The organism is Burkholderia sp. Bp9143 (assembly GCF_003853645.1).
GTDB lineage: Bacteria > Pseudomonadota > Gammaproteobacteria > Burkholderiales > Burkholderiaceae > Burkholderia.
Window position 1 is genome coordinate 51786 of sequence record NZ_QTPO01000023.1, and the last position, 24127, is coordinate 75912.

The 24127-nt window shown below is 68.6% G+C and carries 16 protein-coding genes; 8 read left to right on the plus strand and 8 right to left on the minus strand.

Annotated elements, in window-relative coordinates; translation table 11 throughout:
- The first annotated feature begins 10 nt into the window (after nucleotides 1-10).
- The gene (gene ppc, locus DIE23_RS18705; protein WP_124613494.1) at nucleotides 11-3001 is read left to right on the plus strand and encodes a phosphoenolpyruvate carboxylase; all 2991 of its coding nucleotides are present in this window, start codon (nucleotides 11-13) and stop codon (nucleotides 2999-3001) included.
- A 129-nt stretch (nucleotides 3002-3130) separates the two neighbouring features.
- Here ppc and DIE23_RS18710 read toward each other — a convergent pair whose 3' ends face one another.
- Nucleotides 3131-3883, minus strand: coding sequence for a class I SAM-dependent methyltransferase (locus tag DIE23_RS18710; RefSeq protein WP_124613495.1), 753 nt, complete (start codon nucleotides 3881-3883; stop codon nucleotides 3131-3133).
- A 199-nt stretch (nucleotides 3884-4082) separates the two neighbouring features.
- Between DIE23_RS18710 and DIE23_RS18715 the strand changes: the two genes are divergently transcribed.
- From DIE23_RS18715 to DIE23_RS18725, 3 genes are all read left to right on the plus strand, one after another.
- Entirely contained in the window at nucleotides 4083-4892 is an 810-nt protein-coding gene (locus DIE23_RS18715) for a helix-turn-helix transcriptional regulator (RefSeq protein WP_124613496.1), read from the plus strand.
- A 139-nt stretch (nucleotides 4893-5031) separates the two neighbouring features.
- Nucleotides 5032-6441 carry an argininosuccinate lyase gene (argH, locus tag DIE23_RS18720; protein WP_124613497.1) on the plus strand — a complete coding sequence of 470 codons (1410 nt, stop codon included), beginning with the start codon at nucleotides 5032-5034 and terminating at the stop codon, nucleotides 6439-6441.
- A 62-nt stretch (nucleotides 6442-6503) separates the two neighbouring features.
- Nucleotides 6504-7187 (plus strand): HAD family phosphatase, encoded by a 684-nt coding sequence (locus DIE23_RS18725; protein ID WP_124613498.1) that lies wholly within the window; start codon nucleotides 6504-6506, stop codon nucleotides 7185-7187.
- 80 nt (nucleotides 7188-7267) lie between these two features.
- Here DIE23_RS18725 and DIE23_RS18730 read toward each other — a convergent pair whose 3' ends face one another.
- The 5 genes from DIE23_RS18730 to apbC form a co-directional block, all read right to left on the minus strand.
- The gene (locus DIE23_RS18730) at nucleotides 7268-8113 is read right to left on the minus strand and encodes a lysozyme inhibitor LprI family protein (protein WP_124613499.1); all 846 of its coding nucleotides are present in this window, start codon (nucleotides 8111-8113) and stop codon (nucleotides 7268-7270) included.
- Nucleotides 8113-10392 (minus strand): arginine/lysine/ornithine decarboxylase, encoded by a 2280-nt coding sequence (locus tag DIE23_RS18735; RefSeq protein WP_124613500.1) that lies wholly within the window; start codon nucleotides 10390-10392, stop codon nucleotides 8113-8115. Before DIE23_RS18735 ends, DIE23_RS18730 begins: the two co-directional genes overlap by 1 nt.
- Before the next feature lie 81 nt (nucleotides 10393-10473).
- Complete coding sequence (gene dcd / locus DIE23_RS18740) at nucleotides 10474-11043, minus strand: dCTP deaminase (protein WP_006398615.1); 570 nt, start codon at nucleotides 11041-11043, stop codon at nucleotides 10474-10476.
- Nucleotides 11044-11235: 192 nt separating this feature from the next.
- Nucleotides 11236-11772, minus strand: a complete 537-nt coding sequence (gene sodC / locus DIE23_RS18745; protein WP_124613501.1) for a superoxide dismutase [Cu-Zn] — start codon at nucleotides 11770-11772, stop codon at nucleotides 11236-11238.
- Nucleotides 11773-11904: 132 nt separating this feature from the next.
- Nucleotides 11905-12996, minus strand: coding sequence for an iron-sulfur cluster carrier protein ApbC (gene apbC / locus DIE23_RS18750; protein ID WP_124613502.1), 1092 nt, complete (start codon nucleotides 12994-12996; stop codon nucleotides 11905-11907).
- A gap of 352 nt (nucleotides 12997-13348) precedes the next feature.
- Here apbC and DIE23_RS18755 point away from each other — a divergent pair, with 352 nt between their 5' ends.
- Both DIE23_RS18755 and metG read left to right on the plus strand, forming a co-directional pair.
- The gene (locus DIE23_RS18755) at nucleotides 13349-13990 is read left to right on the plus strand and encodes an OmpA family protein (protein ID WP_124613503.1); all 642 of its coding nucleotides are present in this window, start codon (nucleotides 13349-13351) and stop codon (nucleotides 13988-13990) included.
- A gap of 376 nt (nucleotides 13991-14366) precedes the next feature.
- Nucleotides 14367-16529 (plus strand): methionine--tRNA ligase, encoded by a 2163-nt coding sequence (metG, locus tag DIE23_RS18765; RefSeq protein WP_124613504.1) that lies wholly within the window; start codon nucleotides 14367-14369, stop codon nucleotides 16527-16529.
- A gap of 137 nt (nucleotides 16530-16666) precedes the next feature.
- On the opposite strand, the gene DIE23_RS18770 is transcribed toward metG, so the two are convergent.
- The gene (locus DIE23_RS18770; protein ID WP_124613505.1) at nucleotides 16667-20740 is read right to left on the minus strand and encodes a translocation/assembly module TamB domain-containing protein; all 4074 of its coding nucleotides are present in this window, start codon (nucleotides 20738-20740) and stop codon (nucleotides 16667-16669) included.
- Nucleotides 20741-20768: 28 nt separating this feature from the next.
- The gene (locus DIE23_RS18775) at nucleotides 20769-22595 is read right to left on the minus strand and encodes an autotransporter assembly complex family protein (RefSeq protein ID WP_124613506.1); all 1827 of its coding nucleotides are present in this window, start codon (nucleotides 22593-22595) and stop codon (nucleotides 20769-20771) included.
- A 254-nt stretch (nucleotides 22596-22849) separates the two neighbouring features.
- Here DIE23_RS18775 and DIE23_RS18780 point away from each other — a divergent pair, with 254 nt between their 5' ends.
- Nucleotides 22850-23038: a DUF3460 family protein gene (locus tag DIE23_RS18780; protein ID WP_044849219.1), complete on the plus strand. Its 189-nt coding sequence runs from the start codon at nucleotides 22850-22852 to the stop codon at nucleotides 23036-23038.
- A 4-nt stretch (nucleotides 23039-23042) separates the two neighbouring features.
- Nucleotides 23043-23915: a ScpA family protein gene (locus tag DIE23_RS18785; RefSeq protein ID WP_059527573.1), complete on the plus strand. Its 873-nt coding sequence runs from the start codon at nucleotides 23043-23045 to the stop codon at nucleotides 23913-23915.
- Nucleotides 23916-24127: the final 212 nt, after the last annotated feature.

A 24127-nucleotide genomic window follows, 5' to 3' on the forward strand; every position in this document is an offset into this window, starting at 1 on the left:
GAAACCCATCGTGAAGTCTTCCGGATCGGCGCGTACGGCGCGCCGCAATGCTGCCTTGCCCTCCTCCGACGCCCCGACGGGCACCCTCGCCACCGCCGCGAACGGCCGTGCGAAAACGGCAACGAAACCGAAAGACCCGATACGTCAGACAAAACGCGCGATCAAGCCCGCCGGCCCGGCGGCGCGCAAGGCCGGCGCCCGCACGCGCGAGGACAAGGACGGTCCGCTGTTCGAGGACATCCGCTACCTCGGCCGCCTGCTCGGCGACGTGGTGCGCGAACAGGAAGGCGACACCGTGTTCGACGTCGTCGAGACCATTCGCCAGACGGCGGTGAAGTTTCGCCGCGAGGACGACAGCGAGGCCGCGCAAACGCTGGAGAAGAAGCTGCGCAAGCTGACGCCGGAGCAGACGGTGAGCGTCGTGCGCGCGTTCAGCTATTTCTCGCACCTCGCGAACATCGCGGAAGACCGCCACCACAACCGCCGCCGCCGCATCCACGCGCTGGCCGGCTCCGCGCCACAGCCCGGCACCGTCGCGTACGCGCTCGACCAGCTGAAGACGACCGGCAACGCGTCGAAGCGCCTGCTGCAGCGCTTCTTCGACGATGCGCTGATCGTGCCGGTGCTCACCGCGCACCCGACCGAAGTGCAGCGCAAGAGCATCCTCGACGCGCAGCACGACATCGCGCGCCTGCTCGCCGAGCGCGACCAGCCGCTGACGGCGCGCGAACGCGCGTACAACGAATCGATGCTGCGCGCGCGCGTGACCGCGCTGTGGCAGACCCGCATGCTGCGCGACTCGCGCCTGACGGTCGGCGACGAGATCGAGAACGCGCTGTCGTACTACCGCGCGACGTTCCTCGACGAACTGCCGGCGCTGTACGGCGACATCGAGGCCGCGCTCGCCGAGCACGGCCTGTCCGCGCGCGTGCCGGCGTTCTTCCAGATGGGCAGCTGGATCGGCGGCGATCGCGACGGCAACCCGAACGTGACCGCCCCGACGCTCGACGAAGCGATCACCCGCCAGGCCGCGGTGATCTTCGAACACTATCTGGAACAGGTGCACAAGCTCGGCGCCGAGCTGTCGGTGTCGAACCTGCTGGTCGGCGCGAACGACGCGGTGAAGGCCCTCGCGGCCGCATCGCCCGACCAGTCGCCGCACCGCGTCGACGAACCGTATCGCCGCGCGCTGATCGGCATCTACACGCGGCTCGCCGCGAGCGCACGCGTGCGCCTCGGCGAAGGCACGGTGCCGGTGCGCAGCGCGGGCCGCGGCGCACCGCCCGTGCGAGCGATTCCGTATGCGGATTCCGAAGCGTTCGTCGCCGACCTGAAGGTGTTGACCGCGTCGCTCGACGAACACCACGGCGCGTCGCTCGCCGCACCGCGCCTCACGCCGCTCGTGCGCGCGGCCGAGGTGTTCGGCTTCCACCTCGCGAGCATCGACCTGCGCCAGAGCTCGGACATCCACGAAGCCGTGGTCGCCGAGCTGTTCGCGCGTGCCGGCGTCGAAGCCGACTACGCGGCGCTCGCCGAGGAAGACAAGCTGCGCGTGCTGCTGGCCGCGCTCGCCGATCCGCGCCCGCTGCGCTCGCCGTACCTCGAATACTCGGCGCTCGCGCAGAGCGAGCTCGGCGTGTTCGAGAAGGCCCGCGAGGTGCGCGCGCAGTTCGGCGCGCGTGCGGTGCGCAACTACATCATCTCGCACACGGAAACCGTCAGCGACCTCGTCGAGGTGCTGCTGCTGCAGAAGGAAACGGGCCTGCTCGACGGTGTGCTCGGCAGCCATGCGAAGAACGGCCTGATGGTGATTCCGCTGTTCGAGACGATCCCCGACCTGCGCGACGCCGCACGCATCATGCGCGAATACTTCGCACTGCCGGGCGTCGACGCGGTGATCGCGCACCAGGGTGCCGAGCAGGAAGTGATGCTCGGCTACTCGGACAGCAACAAGGACGGCGGCTTCCTGACGTCGAACTGGGAGCTGTATCGCGCGGAACTCGCGCTCGTCGACCTGTTCCGAGAACGCAAGATTACGCTGCGCCTGTTTCACGGCCGCGGCGGCACGGTCGGCCGCGGGGGCGGCCCGACCTACCAGGCGATCCTGTCACAGCCGCCGGGCACCGTGAACGGCCAGATCCGCCTGACCGAACAGGGCGAGGTGATCGCGAGCAAATTCGCGAACCCCGAGATCGGCCGGCGCAACCTCGAGACGGTGGTCGCCGCGACGCTCGAGGCGTCGCTGCTGCCGCAATCGAACGCGCCCGCGCAGCTGCCCGCGTTCGAAGCCACGATGCAGACGCTGTCCGACGCCGCGATGGCGGCGTATCGCGCGCTCGTCTATGAAACGCCCGGCTTCACCGACTACTTCTTCTCGTCGACGCCGATCACCGAGATCGCCGAGCTGAACATCGGCAGCCGCCCGGCCTCGCGCAAGCTGCAGGATCCGAAAAACCGCAAGATCGAGGATCTCCGCGCGATTCCGTGGGGCTTCTCGTGGGGCCAGTGCCGGCTGTTGCTGACGGGCTGGTACGGCTTCGGCAGCGCGGTGAGCGCGTATCTCGACGGCGCGCAGGACGCGGCCGAGCGCACGAAGCGCGTCGCGCTGCTCAAGAAGATGAACAAGACCTGGCCGTTCTTCGCGAACCTGCTGTCGAACATGGACATGGTGCTTGCGAAGACCGATCTCGCCGTCGCGTCGCGCTACGCGCAGCTGGTCGCCGACCGCAAGCTGCGCAAGCACGTGTTCGAGCGGATCGTCGCGGAATGGGAGCGCACGTCGCAGGCGCTCGCGGAAATCACCGGGCACGAAGGCCGCCTCGCGACCAACCCGCTGCTCGCGCGCTCGATCAAGAACCGCTTCCCGTATCTCGATCCGCTGAACCACCTGCAGGTCGAGCTGATCAAGCGTCACCGCGCGGGCGACACGAACGCGCGGCTGCGCCGCGGGATTCACCTGACCATCAACGGGATCGCGGCCGGCCTGCGCAACACGGGCTGATCCGCGCGCGGCGCGGGCCTGCCCGGCGCCGCGCCGGCATCGCGAAACGAAAGCCGCGATACGCAATTCACGCGTATCGCGGCTTTTTTCATCGAGAGGCGAGAAGGCAACGGCCGACGCACCGCATGTTCACTGCGCGTCGATCAGCAACGCATCGTGCTCGAACGATCCATCCAGCTGCACCGCGTAGTAGCCGCGCACCTCGTCGGGCGCGTGCGCCCACAGCGCGCGGATGCCCGCGACACTGTCGGCCGGCGTGCGGATCCGCTCGACCCACGTATCGAAATCGATCGGCAGGCGCCAGCGGCTCTGCACGTGCGCGTCGAACCCGGCACCGCGGAACATCGCGAGCCATTCGTCGGCGCGGTAGTCGCGCACGTGCGATGCGTCGCGCAACACTTCCGCGGCCTGCAGATACGTGTCGAGCAGCGGATGGTCGTTGCCCGCGATGTCGATCATCAGCACGCGGCCGCCCGGCTTCAGCACGCGGCGTACCTCGGCGAGCGCCGCGCGCACGTCGTGCCAGTGATGCGCGCTCATCCGGCTGATCACCCAGTCGAAGGTGCCCGCGTCGAACGGCAGCCGCTCGGCCGGGCCCTGCTGCGTGCGGATGTTCGCGATCCCGCGCTCGCGCGCGGCGGCGTCAACGGTCGCAAGCATCGGCGCGGCGAGATCGTACGCGACCACGTCGCGCACGTGCGGTGCGACCGCGAAGCTCGCGTGGCCCGCGCCGCATCCGAGATCGAGCACCGCGGCGTCGCGCGTCGCGCGCACGGCGTCGGCCAGCGCCTGCAGATCGGCGCCCGTCGCATGGACCGTGCTCGTCAGGTAGGCGGCGGCCGTCGTGCCGAATGCGTCGGCGACCTGGTCGTGGTGTTTCATCGTGCGCTCCTTCTTTGGATGGGGTGCTCGCTGCCTGCCAGCGCGCGAATCGCTACAATAGGGCTGCGCTTGTACCAGTACAAGTTAAGCAGTTATTCTGGTATTTGTTACACCTGCCTGATCTCTGCCCCGATCTTCGTCGCGCCCCGGCGCCCCTTTTCATCAATTCAGTCGACTCAGTCGCTTCAGCCGTTTCCGCATGAACCAGCCGTCCTCCGCCCCCACCCCGCCCCTCGACGCGACGCCCGCCCGCGCACTCGGCGAATTCATCCGCGCGCACCGCGAACGGCTGTCGCCGCAGGCCGTCGGCCTGCCGCCCGGCCCGCGCCGCCGCACGCCGGGACTGCGGCGCGAGGAAGTCGCGCAGCTGTGCGGTGTCAGCCCGACCTGGTACACGTGGATCGAGCAGGGCCGCCCGGTGTCCGCGTCGGCCGATGCGCTCGCGCGGATCGCCGTCGCGCTGCAGTTGTCGAAGGCCGAGCGCGCGTACCTGTTCGAGCTGGCCGCGCAGCGCGATCCGGCCGAGCCCGACGTCGCGGCCGGCGACCTGCCGCCGACGCTCGCCGCAACCGTCGCCGCGATCGCCACGCCGGCGTACGTGCTCGACCGGCAATGGAACGCCCTCGCATGGAACGCGCCGGCCGCCGCGCTGTTCACGGGCTGGCTCGACGGCGAGCACGACCGCAACCTGCTGCGCTTCACGTTCATGGCGCCGGCCGCGCGCACGCTGATCGTCGACTGGGAAACCCGCGCGCGCCGGCTCGCGGCCGAATTCCGCGCCGACTCGATCCGCCACCTCGCCGACGCACCGACCCGCGCGCTGATCGACGCGCTGATGGCCGGCAGCGATGCATTCGCGCAGTACTGGGCGTCGCAGGACGTGTTCGAGCGCGAAGGCGGCCTGCGCGAATTCGACCATCCGACCGACGGCCGCCTCGTGTACCAGCAGATCACGCTGAAGCCCGCACACCGCGAGGACCTGAAGCTGGTCGTGCTCGTGCGCGACTAGGGCCCGTTCCCGCCAACGACGGGAACAGGCGCCACGGACGACCCGCGCCGGGGAGGGCCGGCCGCCAGTCCCGCGAATGCTAGAATTGCGGGATTCTCTCGGCGGCGCACGCCGCCCAACTCCCCTTCGAAGAATCGCCATGACGTCCCAACTGCACAAAAAGGGCGAGGCCTGGTCGGCCCGCTTCTCGGAACCGATGTCGGAGCTGGTCAAGCGCTACACGTCGTCGGTGTTTTTCGACAAGCGTCTCGCGCTCGTCGACATCGCCGGCTCGCTCGCGCACGCCAGCATGCTCGCGGCGCAGAAGATCATCAGCGCCGACGACCTCGCCGCGATCGAACGCGGGATGACGCAGATCAAGGGCGAGATCGAGCGCGGCGAATTCGAATGGCAGCTGGATCTCGAAGACGTCCACCTGAACATCGAGGCGCGCCTGACCGCGCTGATCGGCGACGCCGGCAAGCGCCTGCACACGGGCCGCTCGCGCAACGACCAGGTCGCGACCGACATCCGTCTGTGGCTGCGCGGCGAGATCGACCGCATCGGCGGCCTGCTGAACGACCTGCGCGGCGCGCTGATCGACCTCGCGGAACAGAACGCGGACACGATCATGCCGGGCTTCACGCACCTGCAGGTCGCGCAGCCGGTCACGTTCGGCCACCACCTGCTCGCGTACGTGGAGATGTTCACGCGCGACGCCGAGCGCATGCGCGACTGCCGCACCCGCGTGAACCGCCTGCCGCTCGGCGCGGCCGCGCTCGCCGGCACCAGCTATCCGATCGACCGTCACGCGGTGGCGAAGACGCTCGGCTTCGACGGCATCTGCGCGAACTCGCTCGATGCGGTGTCCGATCGCGACTTCGCGATCGAATTCACGGCGGCATCCGCGCTCGTGATGACGCACGTGTCGCGTTTCTCGGAAGAACTCGTGCTGTGGATGAGCCCGCGCGTCGGCTTCATCGACATCGCCGACCGCTTCTGCACCGGCAGCTCGATCATGCCGCAGAAAAAGAACCCGGACGTGCCCGAGCTCGCGCGCGGCAAGACGGGCCGCGTGAACGGCCACCTGATGGCGCTCCTCACGCTGATGAAGGGCCAGCCGCTCGCGTACAACAAGGACAACCAGGAAGACAAGGAACCGCTGTTCGACACGGTCGACACCGTCGCCGACACGCTGCGGATCTTCGCCGAGATGGTCGCGGGCATCACCGTGAAGCCGGACGCAATGCGCGCGGCCGCGCTGCAGGGCTTCTCGACCGCCACCGACCTCGCCGACTACCTCGTGAAGCGCGGGCTGCCGTTCCGCGATGCGCACGAAGCCGTCGCGCACGCGGTGCGGATCTGCGACGATCGGGGGATCGACCTTGCCGACCTGACGCTCGACGAAATGAAGCAGGAACTGCCGAACGTCGCGCACCTGATCGGCGACGACGTGTTCGGCTACCTGACGCTCGAAGGGTCGGTCGCCAGCCGCAACCACCCGGGCGGCACCGCGCCCGATCAAGTGCGTGCGGCGATCAAGGCCGCCCGCGCCGCGCTCGGCAAGTAAGCCTGCCGTCACGGGCGGCCGCCGCGCCGCCCGATGCCCTCCCCGCTTCCCGGATACCGCCGATGACCTTCTCCGCCGCGCTCTTCGACATGGACGGCCTGCTCGTCGATTCCGAGCGGACCATCATGAACACGTGGATCGACGTGTCGAACGCACACGGCGTCGTGCTGACCGAGATCGATTACCTGCAGATCGTCGGCCGCTCGTTCGCCGAAGGCCAGGTGATTCTCGCGCGGCTGATCGGCGACACCGACACGTTCGACGCCGTGCGCATCCGCGTGCGCGAACAGCTCGCCGCGCCCGAACCCCATCCGAAGTTTCCGCTGAAGTCCGGCGCCCTGGCGCTGCTCGAGACGCTCGCGCAGGCCGGCATCCCGTGCGCGGTCGCGTCGTCGTCCGCGCGCGACGTGATCCGTGCGCGGCTCGACGCGGTCGGCGTGCTGCCGTTCTTCCGCGCGATCGCGGGTGGCGATGAAGTCGCGCGTGGCAAGCCCGACCCGGCCGTGTACCGGCTCGCGGCCGAACGCCTTGGCGTGCCGGCGCACGCGTGCGTCGCGTTCGAGGACAGCGACTTCGGCGCGCAGTCGGCCGCCGGCGCCGGCGCATCGGTCGTCACCGTGCCCGACCTGAAGGCGCCGACGCCCGAGATCGTCGCGCTGAGCCTGCACGTGCTCGCGTCGCTCGACGACGCGGTCGCGCTCGTGCCGTCGTGGTTCGGCCGTCTGGACACGCAGCAGCCCGCGTAAGCGCCACGCCACATGCAAACGGGCACCCTCGGGTGCCCGTTTTGCGTTGCCGCGCCGGATGACCGGCATCGCGGCGATCGTCAGTTGTTGCCGGCCGTCTCCGACAGCCGCTTCATCGTCGCGATGCGCGCGCCGATCAGGTCGACGCGTCCGTCCTCGCCGACGAGCGGCGCCGTCGCATCGCTGAACGCCACCCACGCGCGTTGCGCGCGCACGAGCGTCGCGGCCGAATGCGCGGGCATCTTGCGACGCAGCTTCTGGTAATAGCGATTCAAATCGAACAGCGCGTGCTCGCACGCGGCATCCTGCACGCACGGCCGCACGCGGCGGATCGCCGGATCGCGCGGCGCGTTCGCCGGCTTGCCGCCGGCTGCCGCTGCAGCGGCAGGCGCCGCGACCGCACCGCCCTGGGTACCGCCCTGCGCACCACTCGTGGCCGCCACCGGCACGGCGGCAGGCGGCGGCGCATAGCGGTCGGCCGCCGCGCGCAGCGCCAACGCGCGATCGCGCACCGGCTGCAGCTGCATATCGGCGCTCGACATCGCGTACGACGTGCCGCGCGTCGTGTCGTACACGGCCTTCAGCAGATGAATTTCATCCTTGCGCCACGTGACCCAGCGGCGCTGGCTGTCCTGCCAGCCGCGCTTCGCGTCGGCCGGCGCGTCGTTCGACAGGCGCTGATACGCGCCGTCCACCACCGTCTGCCACTGCTGCTGCGCCTCGCCCATGCACTGGATCTGGCCGGCCGTCGACGACCGGTCGCGCCGCGCGAGACACTGCCGCATCGCGACGTCGATCGGGTCGGCCGCCGCCACTTCCGCATGCGCGACGTTCTGCCCCGCCGGCCCTGCCGACCAGCTCGCCCAGACGACGAGCGCGGCCAGCGCCGCGCGCATCGTCGTCCGGATTCGTCCCTGCGTCGCCATCAGTCGCGCACGCAGTCGACGAAGTACTCGACGCGGCCGTTCACCTCTTCCGCGACGAGGCCGTGGATGTCGGTGTGGAAGCCCGGGAAGCGCTCGTTGAAGTCGCGCGCGAACCGCAGGTAGTTCACGATCGTCTTGTTGAAGCGCTCGCCCGGGATCAGCAGCGGAATGCCCGGCGGGTACGGCGTCAGCAGGATGCTCGTCACGCGGCCTTCGAGCTCGTCGAGCGGCACGCGGTCGATCTTGCGGTGCGCGAGCTTCGCGAACGCGTCCGACGGCTTCATCGCCGGCTCCATGTCCGACAGGTACATCTCCGTCGTCAGGCGCGCGATGTCGTTCGCACGGTACACGTCGTGGATCTGCGTGCACAGGTCGCGCAGGCCGACGCGCTCGTAGCGCGGATGCTGCGCGACGAATTCCGGCAGCACGCGCCACAGCGGCTGGTTGTTGTCGTAGTCGTCCTTGAACTGCTGCAGCTCGGTCACCATCGAGTTCCAGCGGCCCTTCGTGATGCCGATCGTGAACATGATGAAGAACGAGTACAGGCCGGTCTTCTCGACGATGATCCCGTGCTCGGCCAGGTACTTCGTGACGATCGCGGCCGGAATGCCCGTCTCGCCGAACTCGCCGTCGACGTCGAGCCCCGGCGTGATGATCGTCGCCTTGATCGGGTCGAGCATGTTGAAGCCTTCCGCCAGCGGGCCGAAGCCGTGCCAGTGGTCGTTCGGCTTCAGCATCCAGTCGTCGCGCGAGCCGATGCCTTCTTCCGACAGGTCGTCCGGACCCCACACGCTGAAGAACCAGTCGTCGCCGTACTCGGCGTCGACCTTGCGCATCGCGCGGCGGAAGTCGATCGCCTCGGCGATCGATTCCTCGACGAGCGCGGTGCCGCCCGGCGGCTCCATCATCGCGGCCGCGACGTCGCACGACGCGATGATCGCGTACTGCGGGCTCGTCGACGTGTGCATCAGGTACGCCTCGTTGAAGCGATGCTTGTCGAACGTGCGGTTCTCCGAATCCTGCACGACGATCTGCGACGCCTGCGAGATGCCCGCGAGCAGCTTGTGCGTCGAGTGCGTCGCGAACACGAGCGCGCCCGTGCGCGGACGGCCGTCGCCGATCGCGTGCATGTCGCGGTAGAAATCGTGGAACGTCGCGTGCGGCAGCCACGCTTCGTCGAAGTGCAGCGTGTCGAGCAGGTCGCCGAGCAGGTCCTTGATCATCTCGACGTTGTAGACGACGCCGTCGTACGTGCTCTGCGTGATCGTCAGGATGCGCGGCTTCATCTCCGGGTTCTGGCGCATCGCCTCGCGCGCGAACGGGTTCGCCTCGATCTTCTTGCGGATGTTCTCCGGCTTGAATTCGTCGCGCGGGATCGGGCCGATGATGCCGAAGTGGTTGCGCGTCGGCGTGAGGAACACCGGAATCGCGCCCGTCATCGTGATCGCGTGCAGGATCGACTTGTGGCAGTTGCGGTCGACCAGCACGATGTCGCCGGGCGCGACCGTCGCGTGCCAGACGATCTTGTTCGACGTCGACGTGCCGTTGGTCACGAAGAACAGGTGGTCCGCGCTGAAGATGCGCGCCGCATTGCGCTCGGATGCCGCGACCGGGCCCGTGTGATCGAGCAGCTGGCCGAGTTCGTCGACCGCGTTGCAGACGTCGGCGCGCAGCATGTTCTCGCCGAAGAACTGGTGGAACATCTGGCCGAGCGGGTTCTTCAGGAACGCGACGCCGCCCGAGTGGCCCGGGCAGTGCCACGAGTACGAGCCTTCGTCCGCGTACTTCACCAGTTCCTTGAAGAACGGCGGCGCGAGCGAGTCGAGGTAGACCTTCGCCTCGCGGATGATGTGGCGCGCGACGAACTCCGGCGTGTCCTCGAACATGTGGATGAAGCCATGCAGTTCGCGCAGGATGTCGTTCGGCAGGTGCCGCGACGTACGCGTCTCGCCGTACAGGAAGATCGGGATGTCCGCGTTGCGGCGGCGCACTTCGGTAACGAACGCGCGCAGCTCGATGATCGCGGTCGCGAGTTCGGGCAGCTCGCCGTCCGGGCCCGTTTCGCCGAGCATGAGTTCGTCGTCGTCGATCGACAGGATGAAGCACGACGCGCGGCTCGACTGCTGCGCGAACGACGTCAGATCACCGTAGCTCGTGAGGCCGAGGACTTCGACGCCCTCCTTCTCGATCGCTTCGGCCAACGCCCGGATGCCGGAGCCCGAGATGTTCTCGGAGCGGAAATCTTCGTCGATGATGACGACGGGAAAACGAAACTTCATGGGCGATTCTCCAAAAAGAACGACCGCGGCGCGTCACACGCAGCGGTCACCCGGAAACTGGTGAGACGTTATGCAACCAGATCAGGTTTTCGGCAGCGTGACACCGCGCTGACCCTGATACTTGCCGCCGCGATCGGCGTACGACACGTCGCACACTTCGTCGCTTTCGAAGAACAGCACCTGCGCGACACCTTCGTTCGCGTAGATCTTCGCGGGCAGCGGCGTGGTATTCGAGAATTCCAGCGTGACGTAGCCTTCCCACTCGGGTTCGAACGGCGTCACGTTGACGATGATCCCGCAGCGCGCGTACGTCGACTTGCCGAGGCAGACGGTCAGCACGGTGCGCGGGATGCGGAAATATTCGACGGTGCGGGCCAGCGCGAACGAATTCGGCGGGATGATGCACACGTCGCCCTTGAAATCGACAAACGAACCCTCGTCGAAGTTCTTCGGATCGACAATCGTCGAGTTGATGTTCGTGAAGATCTTGAATTCGTCCGCGCATCGGATGTCGTAGCCGTAGCTCGACGTGCCGTAGCTGACGATCCTGCGACCGTCCTCGGACGCGCGAACCTGATCGGGCACGAACGGCTCGATCATCTTGTGTTCTTCGGCCATGCGCCGAATCCACTTGTCGGACTTGATGCTCATGCTTGCCTCCGCCGGGCCGTCCCAAAGAGGCTGGCCGTCCCCTCGGGGGACAGCGAACAAAGTGAGCGTTGGGGTCGTTTCATATCGGTGCGCCAGGAAACGCTGCTGACAATCAGGAAGGGCCGCTCGCGACGCGACGACCCGGAAAGGCGCACATTTTACGCGATCATCGGCTCGCGCACGCGGCGGCCGTCAACGGATCACGCCGCAGGCGAGCGCGGGCCCCGCGCCATGCTGCGGAAACGCGGGATCGCCCGGATCGCGGTGCACCAGCGCCGAGCGGTTCAGCGCGGAGCGCACGCCGTCGAGGGCCAGATCGGGAGCGACGATGAAACCGGTCGCGACGCCGTTCGCATCCGCATGGATGTTGCCTAGATCGCCGGCGACGCGCGCGCCCGCGCGCAGCCGGTCGGCGGCCGGCGCGAACACCTGGCCGGCGCTCGAGCCGTCGCCCGCGTTGCAGTCGCCGCGCTCGTGCACCTGCAGTGCGTGATCGCTGTTCGGCGGCAGGCCGACCAGGTTGTACGTGACCTGGACGCCGTCCGGACGTTCGACGAACGTCACCGCGCCGCGTGCCTGCGCGCCGACGGTCGGTTGCAGCTGCGCGTCGGCGCGCTTTTCGTGCGACGAGGAAAAAGAGGTACAGCCGGCCAGGAGGCCCAGCGCGGCGGCGGCCAGCAGCGCGCGCCGCGCGCGGCCGGCGCGCACGCCGTGATGTCGTTGGTTCATTCGATCCTCATGCCGGCTGGCGGCCGTTGACACGGCGGCCATGCCGGGCGGGTAAAGGGACCCGGGAAAAGTCGCCATGATACCGCGCCTCGCGGCGCCGTAAACAGCGTGAGGCCCCGCCCCGCAAGGGTTTTACGTATTTTGAACAACGATCGACGGGAACTTCGACGTCATGTCGCGCGCGCGCTCGGCGATCGCCAGCGCGACCCCGCGCGCGATGTCGCGGTAGCGCCGCGCCAGCGCGCCGTCCGGTTCGGCCGCGACCGTCGGCGTGCCGCTGTCGGCGCGCTCGCGGATCGCGATGTCGAGCGGCAGGCTGCCGAGCACGTTCACGCCGTAGTCCTGCGCCATCCGCTCGGCGCCACCCACGCCGAAGATGTGCTCTTCGTGACCGCAGTTCGAGCAGACGTGGATGCTCATGTTCTCGACGATACCGAGGATCGGAATCCCGACCTTCTCGAACATCTTCAGGCCCTTCTTCGCGTCGAGCAGCGCGATGTCCTGCGGCGTCGTCACGATCACGGCGCCCGTCACCGGCACGCGCTGCGCGAGCGTGAGCTGGATGTCGCCCGTGCCCGGCGGCATGTCGACGATCAGGTAGTCGAGCTCGTGCCAGTTGGTCTGGCGCAGCAGCTGCTCGAGCGCCGACGTCGCCATCGGGCCGCGCCACACCATTGGGTTGTCTTCCTCGATCAGGAAGCCGATCGAGTTCGCCTGCAGCCCGTGACCGACCAGCGGGTTCATCGACTGGTTGTCGGGCGACTCGGGCCGCTGGCCGTGAATGCCGAGCATGGTCGGCAGCGACGGACCGTAGATGTCGGCGTCGAGAATGCCGACCGACGCGCCTTCCGCGGCGAGCGCGAGCGCGAGGTTGACGGCCGTCGTGCTCTTGCCAACGCCACCCTTGCCCGACGCGACCGCGACGATGTTCTTCACGTTCGGCAACAGCTTCACGCCGCGCTGCACCGTGTGCGCGACGATCTCCTGCGACACGGCGACGCGTGCATCGCGCACGCCCGGCACGGCCTTCAGCGCATCGGCGATACGCGCCCGCACGTCGTCGTGCTGGCTGCGCGCCGGATAGCCGAGCACCACGTCGACCGCCACGGCGTCGCCGTCGATCGCGACGTTGCGCGCGCCCTTGTTCGCCGCGTACGGACGGCCGGTATTGGGGTCGACGACAGCCGCCAGTGCGGCGTCGACTTGTGCCCGGTCAATGCTCATCGAAACTCCGTGAAAACGTTTTTTTCGCGCGCGAACGTCAAAAAATATCAAATAACGCTGCGAAAATCGGGAAAAGTGAAAGAATCTGTTGCACGCCATTGCGCGAACGCGCGCGGCGGAGCAATCTTCGCGTGCGGCATGCTATGGGGCCAAATCGGCCACCAACCGCCTATATTGTAGAGGCTGACGCGTCACCCTGTCCGGAACAGCCACGCCGGCGAACAGGGCATGCGGCCGCCTCGGCGGCTGCCGCGGGCACGGGCCTGCCCTCCTTTTTCGGGCGTCCGTGCAGGGAGCCGTAACTGTTGTTTGTCATCGTTGTCGACTCGTTCAACCAAGAGAGGAATCCAAGATGAACATGAAAATCGCGACCCGCTTGTCCGTCTTCGCATTGGCCGGCGCGCTGCTGGCAGGCTGCGCCACGCAGCAAGGCAACAACACGGCCGTCGGTACCGGCACGGGCGCAGCGCTCGGCGCAGGCATCGGCGCGCTGGCGGGCGGCGGCAAGGGCGCGGCGATCGGCGCGGGCGTCGGCGCACTGGTGGGCGGTGTGACGGGTTACAACTGGCAAGCGATCAAGAACAAGCTCGCGCCGTCGGCAGCCAAGACGGGTACGCAGGTGACCGAGCAGCCGGACGGCTCGCTGAAGCTGAACGTGCCGAGCTCGGTGACGTTCGCGACGAACCAGTACGCGATCACGCCGGCCTTCACGCCGCTGCTGAACGACCTGGCGACGACCCTGAACCAGAACCCGCAAGTGACGGCATCCGTCGTCGGCTACACGGACAGCACGGGCTCGGCACAGCTGAACCAGACGCTGTCGCAGAACCGTGCGCAGAGCGTCGTGAACGCGCTCGTGCAGCGCGGCGTCGCCGGCGGCCGCCTGGCGGCACAGGGCATGGGCCCGTCGAACCCGATCGCGGATAACGCGACCGAAGCCGGCCGCGCGCAAAACCGTCGCGTCGAGATCTACCTGCGCGCAGCACAGCAGTAAGCATCGCCACGAGAGGAAACGGGGCCGCGCGCCTGGCGCACGACCCCGCCGCACAAGGCTTCCAGCGGGATCCGTAACAAATCGAAAAAAATTTCGAACTTCTGTCGCGACCCGCGGTCTCTCTTTACGGTACGCGGCTGGCGCTGCCGGCGCGTCACCATTCTCCTCTTGTCGTTGTTGCTCCGGGGCCGAATCCGCCCCGGTTTTTTTTGCCCGGAATTCGCATGCTGCGCCGCAGCATCACACCGCCGCGCACACCGCCCCGGCGGTCCCGCCCCTCCCGGCGCCCGATCCATGGCGCCCGCCCCGACTGACCTGCCCGCGCCCCTGCTAGAATCGCAGTTTCCGTCGTTTCCGCCGTTCTTCTACAGACCCTATGTCCGCATCCGACCTCACTTCCGTGCAGGCCGCGGCGCCGCAAGGCAGCCGCCAGATCCTCGTTACGTCCGCACTGCCCTATGCCAACGGCCAGATCCACATCGGCCACCTGGTCGAGTACATCCAGACCGACATCTGGGTGCGGACGCTGCGAATGCACGGTCACGAGGTCTACTACATCGGCGCCGACGACACGCACGGCACGCCGGTCATGCTGCGCGCGGAGAAGGAAGGCCTCACGCCGAAGCAGCTGATCGACCGCGTGTGGACCGAGCACAAGCGCGACTTCGACAGCTTCGGCGTGTCGTTCGACAACTTCTACTCGACCGACTCGGACGAGAACCGCGTGCTGAGCGAGAAGATCTACCTCGCGCTGAAGGAAAACGACCTGATCGCCGAGCGCGAGATCGAGCAGGCGTACGACCCCGTCAAGGAAATGTTCCTGCCGGACCGCTTCATCAAGGGCGAATGCCCGAAGTGCCACGCGAAGGACCAGTACGGCGACAACTGCGAAGTGTGTGGTTCGACCTACCTGCCGACCGAGCTGCTGAACCCGTACTCGGTCGTGTCCGGTGCGACGCCGGTGCGCAAGACGTCGACGCACTACTTCTTCCGCCTGTCGGACCCGCGCTGCGAGTCGTTCCTGCGCGAATGGGTCAGCGGCCTCGCGCAGCCCGAAGCCACCAACAAGATGCGCGAATGGCTCGGCGACGCCGGTGAAGCCAGGCTCGCCGACTGGGACATCTCGCGCGACGCGCCGTACTTCGGCTTCGAGATCCCGGGCGCGCCCGGCAAGTACTTCTACGTGTGGCTCGACGCGCCGGTCGGCTACTACGCGAGCTTCAAGAACCTGTGCGACCGCCAGGGCATCGCCTTCGACGCGTGGATCCGTGCGGGCTCGACCGCCGAGCAGTACCACTTCATCGGCAAGGACATCCTGTATTTCCATACGCTGTTCTGGCCGGCGATGCTCGAGTTCTCGGGCCATCGCACGCCGACCAACGTGTTCGCGCACGGCTTCCTGACGGTCGACGGCGCGAAGATGTCGAAGTCGCGCGGCACGTTCATCACCGCGCAGAGCTACATCGACACGGGCCTGAACCCCGAATGGCTGCGCTACTACTTCGCCGCGAAGCTGAACGCGACGATGGAAGACATCGACCTGAACCTCGACGACTTCCAGGCGCGCGTGAACAGCGACCTCGTCGGCAAGTACGTGAACATCGCAAGCCGCGCGGCCGGCTTCCTGATCAAGCGTTTCGACGGCCGCGTGCAGGACAGCGCGATGAACCATCCGCTCGTCGCGACGCTGCGCGATGCGATTCCCGCGATCGCCGCGCACTACGAAGCGCGCGAATACAGCCGCGCGCTGCGCCAGACGATGGAACTCGCGGACGAAGTGAACGCGTACGTCGACGGCGCGAAGCCGTGGGAACTCGCGAAGGATCCGGCCAATGCGGTCGCGCTGCACGAAACCTGCAGCGTGAGCCTCGAGGCATTCCGCCTGCTGTCGCTCGCGCTGAAGCCGGTGATGCCGCGCGTGGCCGAAGCCGTCGAGGCCTTCTTCGGGATCGCGCCGCTCACGTGGGCCGACGCCGCGAAGCCGCTGTCGTCCGCGCAGCCGATCAAGGCGTACCAGCACCTGATGACGCGGGTCGATCCGAAGCAGATCGACGCGCTGCTCGCCGCGAACCGCGATTCGCTGCAGGCCGAGGCCGCCGGCGCCGCTGCCGCGGGGGCGACCGCCGCCAACGCCGCGAAGGAAGGGAAGAATGCCAAGACGAACGCGAAGGCCGCCGCCGCGAACGGTGCCGACGACGGTCCGATCTCGATCGACGATTTCGCGAAGGTCGACCTGCGCATCGCGAAGATCGTCGCGTGCCAGGCCGTCGAAGGCTCGGACAAGCTGCTGCAGCTCACGCTCGACATCGGCGAGGAAAAGACCCGCAACGTGTTCTCGGGCATCAAGTCCGCGTACCAGCCCGAGCAGCTCGTCGGCAAGCTGACGGTGATGGTCGCGAACCTCGCGCCGCGCAAGATGAAGTTCGGGCTATCCGAAGGGATGGTGCTCGCTGCGTCGGCTGCCGACGAGAAGGCCGAGCCGGGCCTCTACATCCTCGAGCCGCACAGCGGCGCGAAGCCCGGCATGCGCGTGAAGTAAGCAGCACACGCCGCCGCTTGAGCACGAAAGCCCCGCACGATGCGTGCGGGGCTTTTTTTGCGGTTGCGCCACGGGCCAGGCGACCGGCCATGCAGGCCGGGGCAACGCGTTCGATACGCGCGGGTTGCGCGCCGCCATCACCGTTGCCCGAACCAGCGATCGAAGCGCCGCGTGTAGTTCAGGTCGACGCCCTGGAACGTGCCGCCATACGCGGACACCGCCCAGAAGCGCGTCAGGTTGATCGTCGCCTTGAACGCGTTGCTCGCCGATTGCAGTCCTTGCTCGTAGCCGAGCACGAAGCGCTCGTTGATCGCCTTCGAGATCTGCACGACCTGCGGATCGGTCAGGCCGACGTCGCTGCGGCCGATCGAGAATTCGTCGAGGCCGATGCTCTGCGCGACGCGCTTGCCGGTCGCGCTGCCGAGCAGCGCGAGCGCGGCAGTCATCGCGTTCTGCTGGCCGACGTTGTTGCCCTGGTCGGTGCCGTGCCCGAACAGCAGCCACGACAGCTTCTCGTTGTCGGTGACGTTCGGCTCGGACACGAGCTTGACCGTCGGCGACTGGATCGTGCCGATGACCTGCACACCCGCCTCGACTTCCTGGTTGCGCCGCATCGCGAGGATGTTGATGCCCGGGTTCGACACCGGGCCGTTGAACGTGAAGAAACCGTTCTCCACCGCGAGCTTGCGGCCGAACGACGTGTACGTCGACCCTTCCGTCACGCGCACGTTGCCGACCGCGCGCAGCGGCACGCCCGGCGCGCTCATCACCGTGATCGTGCCGCGCAGCCCGAGGTCCGCGCCGTGGCCCTTGAAGCGGAAGTTGTTGCCAAGGCCGATGTCGATGTTCGCGCGCGGCGCGAGCGACGGCGCCGGCTTGTCCTCGACCTTCTGCGGCTTCGCGGCCGCGGTACCCGTCTGCACGTCGCCGCGCACCGTGCTGTCCGGGCGCACGATCACGACATCGTCGGACAAGTGCGGCGCCGCGTCCTCCGGCAGGTCGAACAGCGCGCGGTCGACGACGAACTTGCCGTCGATCGACAGCGCGCCGCGCGGCCCGTCGTTCGCGACGGTCGCCTTGCCCGACAGCGACAGCTTGCGGTCCGGCGCCGCGAACAGCTCGAGCTTGTCCGCGACGATGCTCGCGGTCAGGTCCGGCGCCTCGCCGTCGAGACGCACGCGGCCGATCGCGCGCAGCGTGCCGTCGCCGCCGTGGAACTCGACCTGCTGGAATTCGACGAGGTTCTCCGCGAGCTTCACGCGCACGATGCCGTCCTTCAGCTGCACGCCCTGGTCGACGAGCGTCGCGGACAGATCGTCGCCCGTCAGCATCCCCGACACGTTCGGCTTCACCGGCGTGCCCGCGATCGTCAGGTGCAGCGCGGCGCGCCCGCCGAGCAGGTAGCTCGGCCCGAACAGGTTGCCGGTCGCCTTCAGCGACGGGATGTCGGCGTCGATGCGGCCCGACAGCGGGCCGTCGTCGACGACGCCGAACACGCCGTCGCGCAGCGCGAACGGCACGGTGACGTTCGCGTCGAGCGTGCCGACCCGGTTCGCCTTCGCGAGCGCCACCACGTTGAGCCGGTTGCCGGGTGCAAAGCTCGCGCGCGCGGACAGGTCGGTCAGCCCGAGCGAGGCGATGCCGCGCCCGGACTCGATCGTCACGTCGCCGCCGCGCCGCTTCACCTGCACGTAGCCCGTCGCGTTCGCGCCGAGCGAGAAATCCCAGTCGGCATCGAGCACGACGTCGGTGCGCACCGGCGGCCGCTGGCCGGTCAGTTCCTGGCGGATCTCGAGGAAGCGCGCGACCGATGCGTTGCGCACGGAGCCTGCCGAGCGCATCTGGCCGTGATCGAACACGAACGATTTCAGGTCGATCGCCGCGCCTTCGAGCGTGAGCCGCGTCGCGCCGAGCGTCACGCGGCCGGCGCCGGCCGACACGGTGAGCGGCGCCTGCAGCGCCACCGCCGGCGTGCCGCGGTTCGCGAGGCGCGTGACGGTGCCGTCCCAGCGCATCCCGTCGCGATTCTCGACCACGCCGCCGTTCGCCGCGAGCGTGAGATCGATCACGCGGCCGCCGGCCGTCCCGATCGCCGATGCGTCGAGCGTGTGCTTCGCGCGCGTGCCGTCGAGGTTCGCGCGCAGCGATTTCAGTTGCAGCGAGCCGAGTGCGATGTCGGTCGCGTCGGCCGTGAACACGAGCGCGCCGTGCGCGCCGTCGCGGATGTCGGCGCGGCCCTGCGCGGCACCGATCCGGTTCGAGCCGACCACGACGTGCTGGGCCTTGTAGGTGGCCGTCACGTTCGGATGCGCGAAGCTGCCGGTCAGCTCGCCCTGCGCCTGCACGAGCCCCTGCACGCCGAAGCCGAGCCGGTCGAGTTCCGGCGCGTCGATGACGAAGCGCAGCCGGTCGCCCGGCGCGCCGAAACTGCCGCGCAGGTCGACGTGGTTGCCCGCGATCGACAGGGTCGCGTTGCTCGGCAGGATCCGCGTGCCGGCGAGTTGCACGACGCCGGCGCCGGTCAGCGGCACGCCGTCGTACAGGCTGTCGCCAAGCTTGAAGGTCGCCTTCGTCGACACCTGCGGCGCGAACGCGCCGGATGCCGTCAGCGTGCCCGACACGCGCGTCTCGCCGCGCCTGGCCGGCGCTTTGGCCGCTGCCTTGGCCGCTGCCTTCGCCGTTGTTGCGGCCGGCTTGCCGCCGCCCGCGCTCGGCGCCTTCATCGCGGCGAGCAGCAGCGGATCGAACGCGGTCAGCGTCGCCTTCGCGTCGTAGCTCGAGTGCGCGTCGTGACGGAACACGCCGGTCAGGTCGATGCGGCCCTTGCCCGCCGTCACGCGTGCGTCGGTCAGCACCGTCTGCTGGGGCGTCAGCGCGACCTTCGCACGCGCGCCGAGCGCGAGCTTCGGATCGTTCAGGTTGAAGTCGACGGTCGTCACGTCGCCGGCGAGCGTCACGCCGAGCGGGCCGCCGAGGCGCATCGGCCGCAACTCGGCGACGAATGCATTGAGGTCGAGATTCGCGACCTTCAGGTCGAAGCGGCCCTTGCCACCGGTCAGCGTGCCGTTGCCGGTCACGCTGCCGTCCCGGATCAGTTTCAGCGCGAGGCCGTCGATCCGCTGCGCGTGCGCGTCGAGATTGACGGTCGCACGCGCGTCGACGACCGGCAGCAGGTGCTCGCCGAGCGTGCCGGGTTTCGCGTTGACGATCGACACCGGGCCGGTCACCGCGAATCCCTTCGGTGCGGCGCCGGCCGGCGCGGTCACGGGCGCCAGCTCCGCGCGCACCGCGAGGTCGGCGGCCGGCGCGCCCGGCGAAAACGCCTGCGGGTTCACGTGATCGAACGCGAGCGACGCGCGCGTGAGCGGTACCGCGCCGAACGGCGCGGCCTCGACGTGCGCGCGGCCATTCAGCTTCATTCCGCTCGCGGCGACGTCGGCGACGAGCGCCTCGAGCGAACCCGATACGTTCGCGCTCGCGTTGACCGGTTCGTCGGCGAGCTTGCCGACGTAGGTCGCGTTGCCCGTCAGCGCGAACGGCTTCACGCCGTCGAGCTTCGCGCGCGCGGTCAGCGCGCCGTACGGCGTGTCGACGCCGTCGAGCGCGAGTTCATGGTGACGGCCGTCGCTGCGGCCGTTCAGCGCGAGATGGTCGAGCTGCGTCGTCGAGCCGCCTTCGTGGATCGCCAGGTGATCGACGCGCAGGTCGTCGATCCGCAACTGCAGCGGCAGGCTCAGGTCCTGCGGCGTCGTGGCCGGCGTCGACGGCCCCGGCGCGACCCGCACGTCGATCGTGCCCGCACGCAGGTAAGCGACCGACAGCCGCCACGGCGCGCGGGTCAGCGCCCAGCGGCCGTCGAGCCGGTCGATCCGCACTTCGGTGCCGGTGCCGCCGGGGCTCGTCCACGCGAAGCCGCGCAGCCGCACGCCCGTCGCGAGCGCGCCGCCGTCCAGCGTGCCCGTCAGCCGGCCGCCCAGCACGCGCACGGCCGTTTGCCACGCGAGCCGCGTGCCGTGCTCGGTCGTCACCGCGGCCAGCACGAGCCCGGCCGCCAGCACGACGAGCAGCGCGACCGTCGCGAGCGTCCACGCGACGAAACGCCCGATGCGCGCGACGGACCCACGGCGCGGCGCACGCGATGGCTCGTCGGGCGCGCCGTCGGGCGAGTCCGGATCGTGAGGCGGCGGCGTGTCGTTCGGGTCCTTCGTCATGCGGTTCGTCGTGGCTCGGGCAATAAGGTCAGAAAGCGATGCCGAGCGTCAGGTACGGGCGCACGCTGTGGTTGCGCAGTCCGTACGCGACGTCGACGTTGATCGGGCCGACGGGGCTGCGCCAGCGCGCGCCGATGCCGACGCCCGGGTAGAACACGCGCTCGCCCCACGCATCGGTCGCGGTGCCAATGTCGAAGAAGGTCGCGGCGCCCCAGTCGCGGTTGAACCAGTGCTGGTATTCGGCCGTACCCGTCATCAGGTACTTGGTCGGCAGCACGGAGCCGTCGACGCTGTTGCCGATGCTCTGGTAACCGTAGCCGCGCACCGAGTTCGAGCCGCCCGCGCGGAACAGCAGCGACGCCGGCACGCCGGTCGAGCTGCCGCTCGTGAACACGCCGCCGAGCTCCGCGCGAAACACGAACAGGTCGCGCCGGCCGATCGGCACGTACTGCTGGCCACGCGCGTAACCGCGGATGAAGGTCTGGTCGGTCAGCACGCCCTTGATCGCGAAACCGGCCTCCGCGTGGATCAGGTTGCCCGAGCGCGGGAACAGCGGATCGTCGACGTTGCGGCGCGTCCATGCCCACTGCGGCACCAGCGCGCGGCTCGTGGTCGGGCCCGCGCCGTTCTGGTCGAGCCGGTCCTGGTAGAACATCAGCGAGTACGCGTAGTCGATGAACTGACCGGTGCGCGTGCGCTGCACGCCGACCCGCGCGCTGTAGATGCGCGTGTCCGACACGTTGGTGTTCGTGTACGACGCGAGCACGCTGTTGGTCCACCCTTTCGCGCCGGGCGGCATCGACAGCTGGACTTGGCCGTACTGCTGGATCTGGTCGACCCGGCCCGACACGGTGAGCGGCCACGCGGCGCCGAACGTGTCGAGGTACGTGTAGGAGCCCTGCACGTGCGGGCCCGTATCGGTCGCGTAGCCGATGCCGCCGCGAATGCTGTTGTACGGGAACTCGCTGACCTTCACGTGCACGGGCGTGCGCTCGGGCTTCGCCGTATCGTCGCCGACGTCGATCGCGACGCTCGCGTAGTACGGCGTGTTCTGCAGCTGCCGCTGCAGCTCGGTGATCCGCCGCACGTCGTAGATCTCGCCTTCCGACAGCGGATTGACGTTCGTGACGATCCTCTCCGGATAGCGGCGCACGCCGTCGACGTCGACCTTGCCTATCGTAAACGTCGGGCCGCTGTCGAACGTGACGGCCAGCGTCGCGCGCTGCGTGCGCGGATCGATGCGCGCCTCCGACGACGTGATCTTCGCACCCAGGTAGCGGCGCGACTGCAGTTGCTTGAGCGCGGCCCCCTTCGCGCCGTCCCAGTCGGACTGCGTGAACGGGTCGCCCGGCTTCAGCGAGAACGCGAAGCGGGTCGCGGCCTCCTGCTTCGGATCCTCGGTGCCGACCGGGCCCTTGAACGTCAGGTCGACCGTCGACACGACGGTCTGCGGCCCCGGATCGACGGCGACGCGCACGTCGCGCTTGCCGTCGCGCGTGCGCACGTCGGTGCGCACGACCGGCGAGAAGTAGCCGGCCGTCGCGGTCAGGTCGCGCACCTGCTGCGGCGTGGCGGTCACGAGGAAGTCGAACTGGTCGTCGCTGATGTCGTCGCGCTTCGCGAAGCGCGCGATGTCGAGATGGGCCTTGAGGAGCTTGCGGATCGAACGCGGTGCGTCGATGTCGACGTCGTACTTCGCGTAGGCCGGCAACACGATGAACGCGGCGAGACAGCCCACGAGCGCTGCCCGGACCGCGGCACCGGCACCGCGCCGTGCGCGACGACCAGGTTGACGGGCCGCGCGCGGGCTCGCCTCATGCGCCGTATGTGCCTGCTGGTTCGCCTGACCCGCCAAATATGACCTCGCCCTCGGTTGTCGTGGTTGTGTGGAAAACCCTGTATTTGACCACAGGGCGGCGGGCCTGCCCGCACGGGCACCGCTTTGACGCTTGCGCGCAACGACGCACGCACGGGCCCGGCCGGTCGCGCCGCAGGCGCCGGCCTGCGGATTCGACGCGCGATTGCCGCCGGCTGTTCCCCGCGATGCGGTAAAATCCCGCCATCGCGAATCCGGCGCATCGTGCGCCGCCCGAAACGGAAAGCCAAGCCATGCCGTACCAGTCCGACGTCACGCAATTCCTGAACCAGCTCAAGCAACAGAAGCCGACGCTCGAAGAAGAGCAGCGTAAGGGCCGCTCCCTGCTGTGGGACAAGCAGCCGATCGACCTCGACGAGCGCGCCGAGCAGCAGGAATCGCGCGTGAAGCAAACGTCCTACGTCTACTACCAGAACTTCTGACGACGTGAGCGCCGCCGACGAGGCCAGCGCCGCCCGGCAGGACGACGCGATCGCCGCGCCCGCGGGCGCCGATTCGACGCCCGACACGGTCGACGGTGTCGCGGCGTTCGCACGCCTGTACGGCGAGCCGCTCTTCAAGCTGCCGCAGGACCTCTACATCCCGCCCGATGCGCTCGAGGTGTTCCTCGAGACGTTCGAAGGGCCGCTCGACCTGCTGCTGTACCTGATCCGCAAGCAGAACTTCAACGTGCTCGACATCCCGATGGCGCAGGTCACCGCGCAATATCTGGGATACGTCGACCAGATCCGCACGTCGAACCTCGAGCTGGCGGCCGAATACCTGCTGATGGCCGCGATGCTGATCGAGATCAAGTCGCGGATGCTGCTGCCGGTCAAGAAGGCCGACACCGGCGAGGAAGCCGAGGATCCGCGCGCGGAACTCGTGCGCCGCCTGCTCGAATACGAGCAGATGAAGCTGGCCGCGCAGCGCCTCGACCAGTTGCCGCAGCTCGGCCGCGACTTCCTGCGTGCCGAGGTCTATATCGAGCAGAGCATCACGCCGCGTTTCCCGGACGTCGATTCGGACGACCTGCGCGCTGCGTGGGCCGACGTGCTCAAGCGCGCGAAGCTCGTCCAGCACCACAAGATCTCCCGCGAGGAGCTGTCGGTGCGCGAACACATGAGCCTGATCCTGCGCCGGCTGCAGAACGCGCGCTTCATGGAGTTCGCCGACCTGTTCGACACGTCGCGCGGCGTGCCGGTCGTCGTCGTGAACTTCATCGCGATGCTCGAACTCGCGCGCGAATCGCTCGTCGAGATCACCCAGGCCGAGCCGTTCGCACCGATCTACGTGCGCCTCGCATACCTGCCCGCGTAAGGCGCCCCGCCGCGCCCGCGTCACCTCCTCACCCGAAACACACCGCATCCCGCCGCCGGGCCCGCCCGCGCGGGCTGCCAGCGGCACGCCCGATTAAAAAGTGAACGATCGTTCTTTTTTCGATGCATCCGGCGGCCAAATCCTCTACAATCCGCCGACGCCCGATGCGCCGCCCGCGCGCCGGCGTTCTCCGCTTCGACCCCGACGCCGCT

Excerpts from the sequence above, each read along its gene's own strand:
- DIE23_RS18780 (WP_044849219.1), top strand. The coding sequence starts at position 22,850 with ATGCCGTACCAGTCCGACGTCACGCAATTCCTGAACCAGCTCAAGCAA.
- argH (WP_124613497.1), top strand. The coding sequence starts at position 5,032 with ATGACGTCCCAACTGCACAAAAAGGGCGAGGCCTGGTCGGCCCGCTTC.
- metG (WP_124613504.1), top strand. The coding sequence starts at position 14,367 with ATGTCCGCATCCGACCTCACTTCCGTGCAGGCCGCGGCGCCGCAAGGC.
- DIE23_RS18725 (WP_124613498.1), top strand. The coding sequence starts at position 6,504 with ATGACCTTCTCCGCCGCGCTCTTCGACATGGACGGCCTGCTCGTCGAT.
- sodC (WP_124613501.1), bottom strand. The coding sequence starts at position 11,772 with ATGAACCAACGACATCACGGCGTGCGCGCCGGCCGCGCGCGGCGCGCG.
- DIE23_RS18730 (WP_124613499.1), bottom strand. The coding sequence starts at position 8,113 with ATGGCGACGCAGGGACGAATCCGGACGACGATGCGCGCGGCGCTGGCC.
- DIE23_RS18770 (WP_124613505.1), bottom strand. The coding sequence starts at position 20,740 with ATGACGAAGGACCCGAACGACACGCCGCCGCCTCACGATCCGGACTCG.
- DIE23_RS18715 (WP_124613496.1), top strand. The coding sequence starts at position 4,083 with ATGAACCAGCCGTCCTCCGCCCCCACCCCGCCCCTCGACGCGACGCCC.
- DIE23_RS18710 (WP_124613495.1), bottom strand. The coding sequence starts at position 3,883 with ATGAAACACCACGACCAGGTCGCCGACGCATTCGGCACGACGGCCGCC.
- dcd (WP_006398615.1), bottom strand. The coding sequence starts at position 11,043 with ATGAGCATCAAGTCCGACAAGTGGATTCGGCGCATGGCCGAAGAACAC.
- DIE23_RS18735 (WP_124613500.1), bottom strand. The coding sequence starts at position 10,392 with ATGAAGTTTCGTTTTCCCGTCGTCATCATCGACGAAGATTTCCGCTCC.
- DIE23_RS18755 (WP_124613503.1), top strand. The coding sequence starts at position 13,349 with ATGAACATGAAAATCGCGACCCGCTTGTCCGTCTTCGCATTGGCCGGC.
- apbC (WP_124613502.1), bottom strand. The coding sequence starts at position 12,996 with ATGAGCATTGACCGGGCACAAGTCGACGCCGCACTGGCGGCTGTCGTC.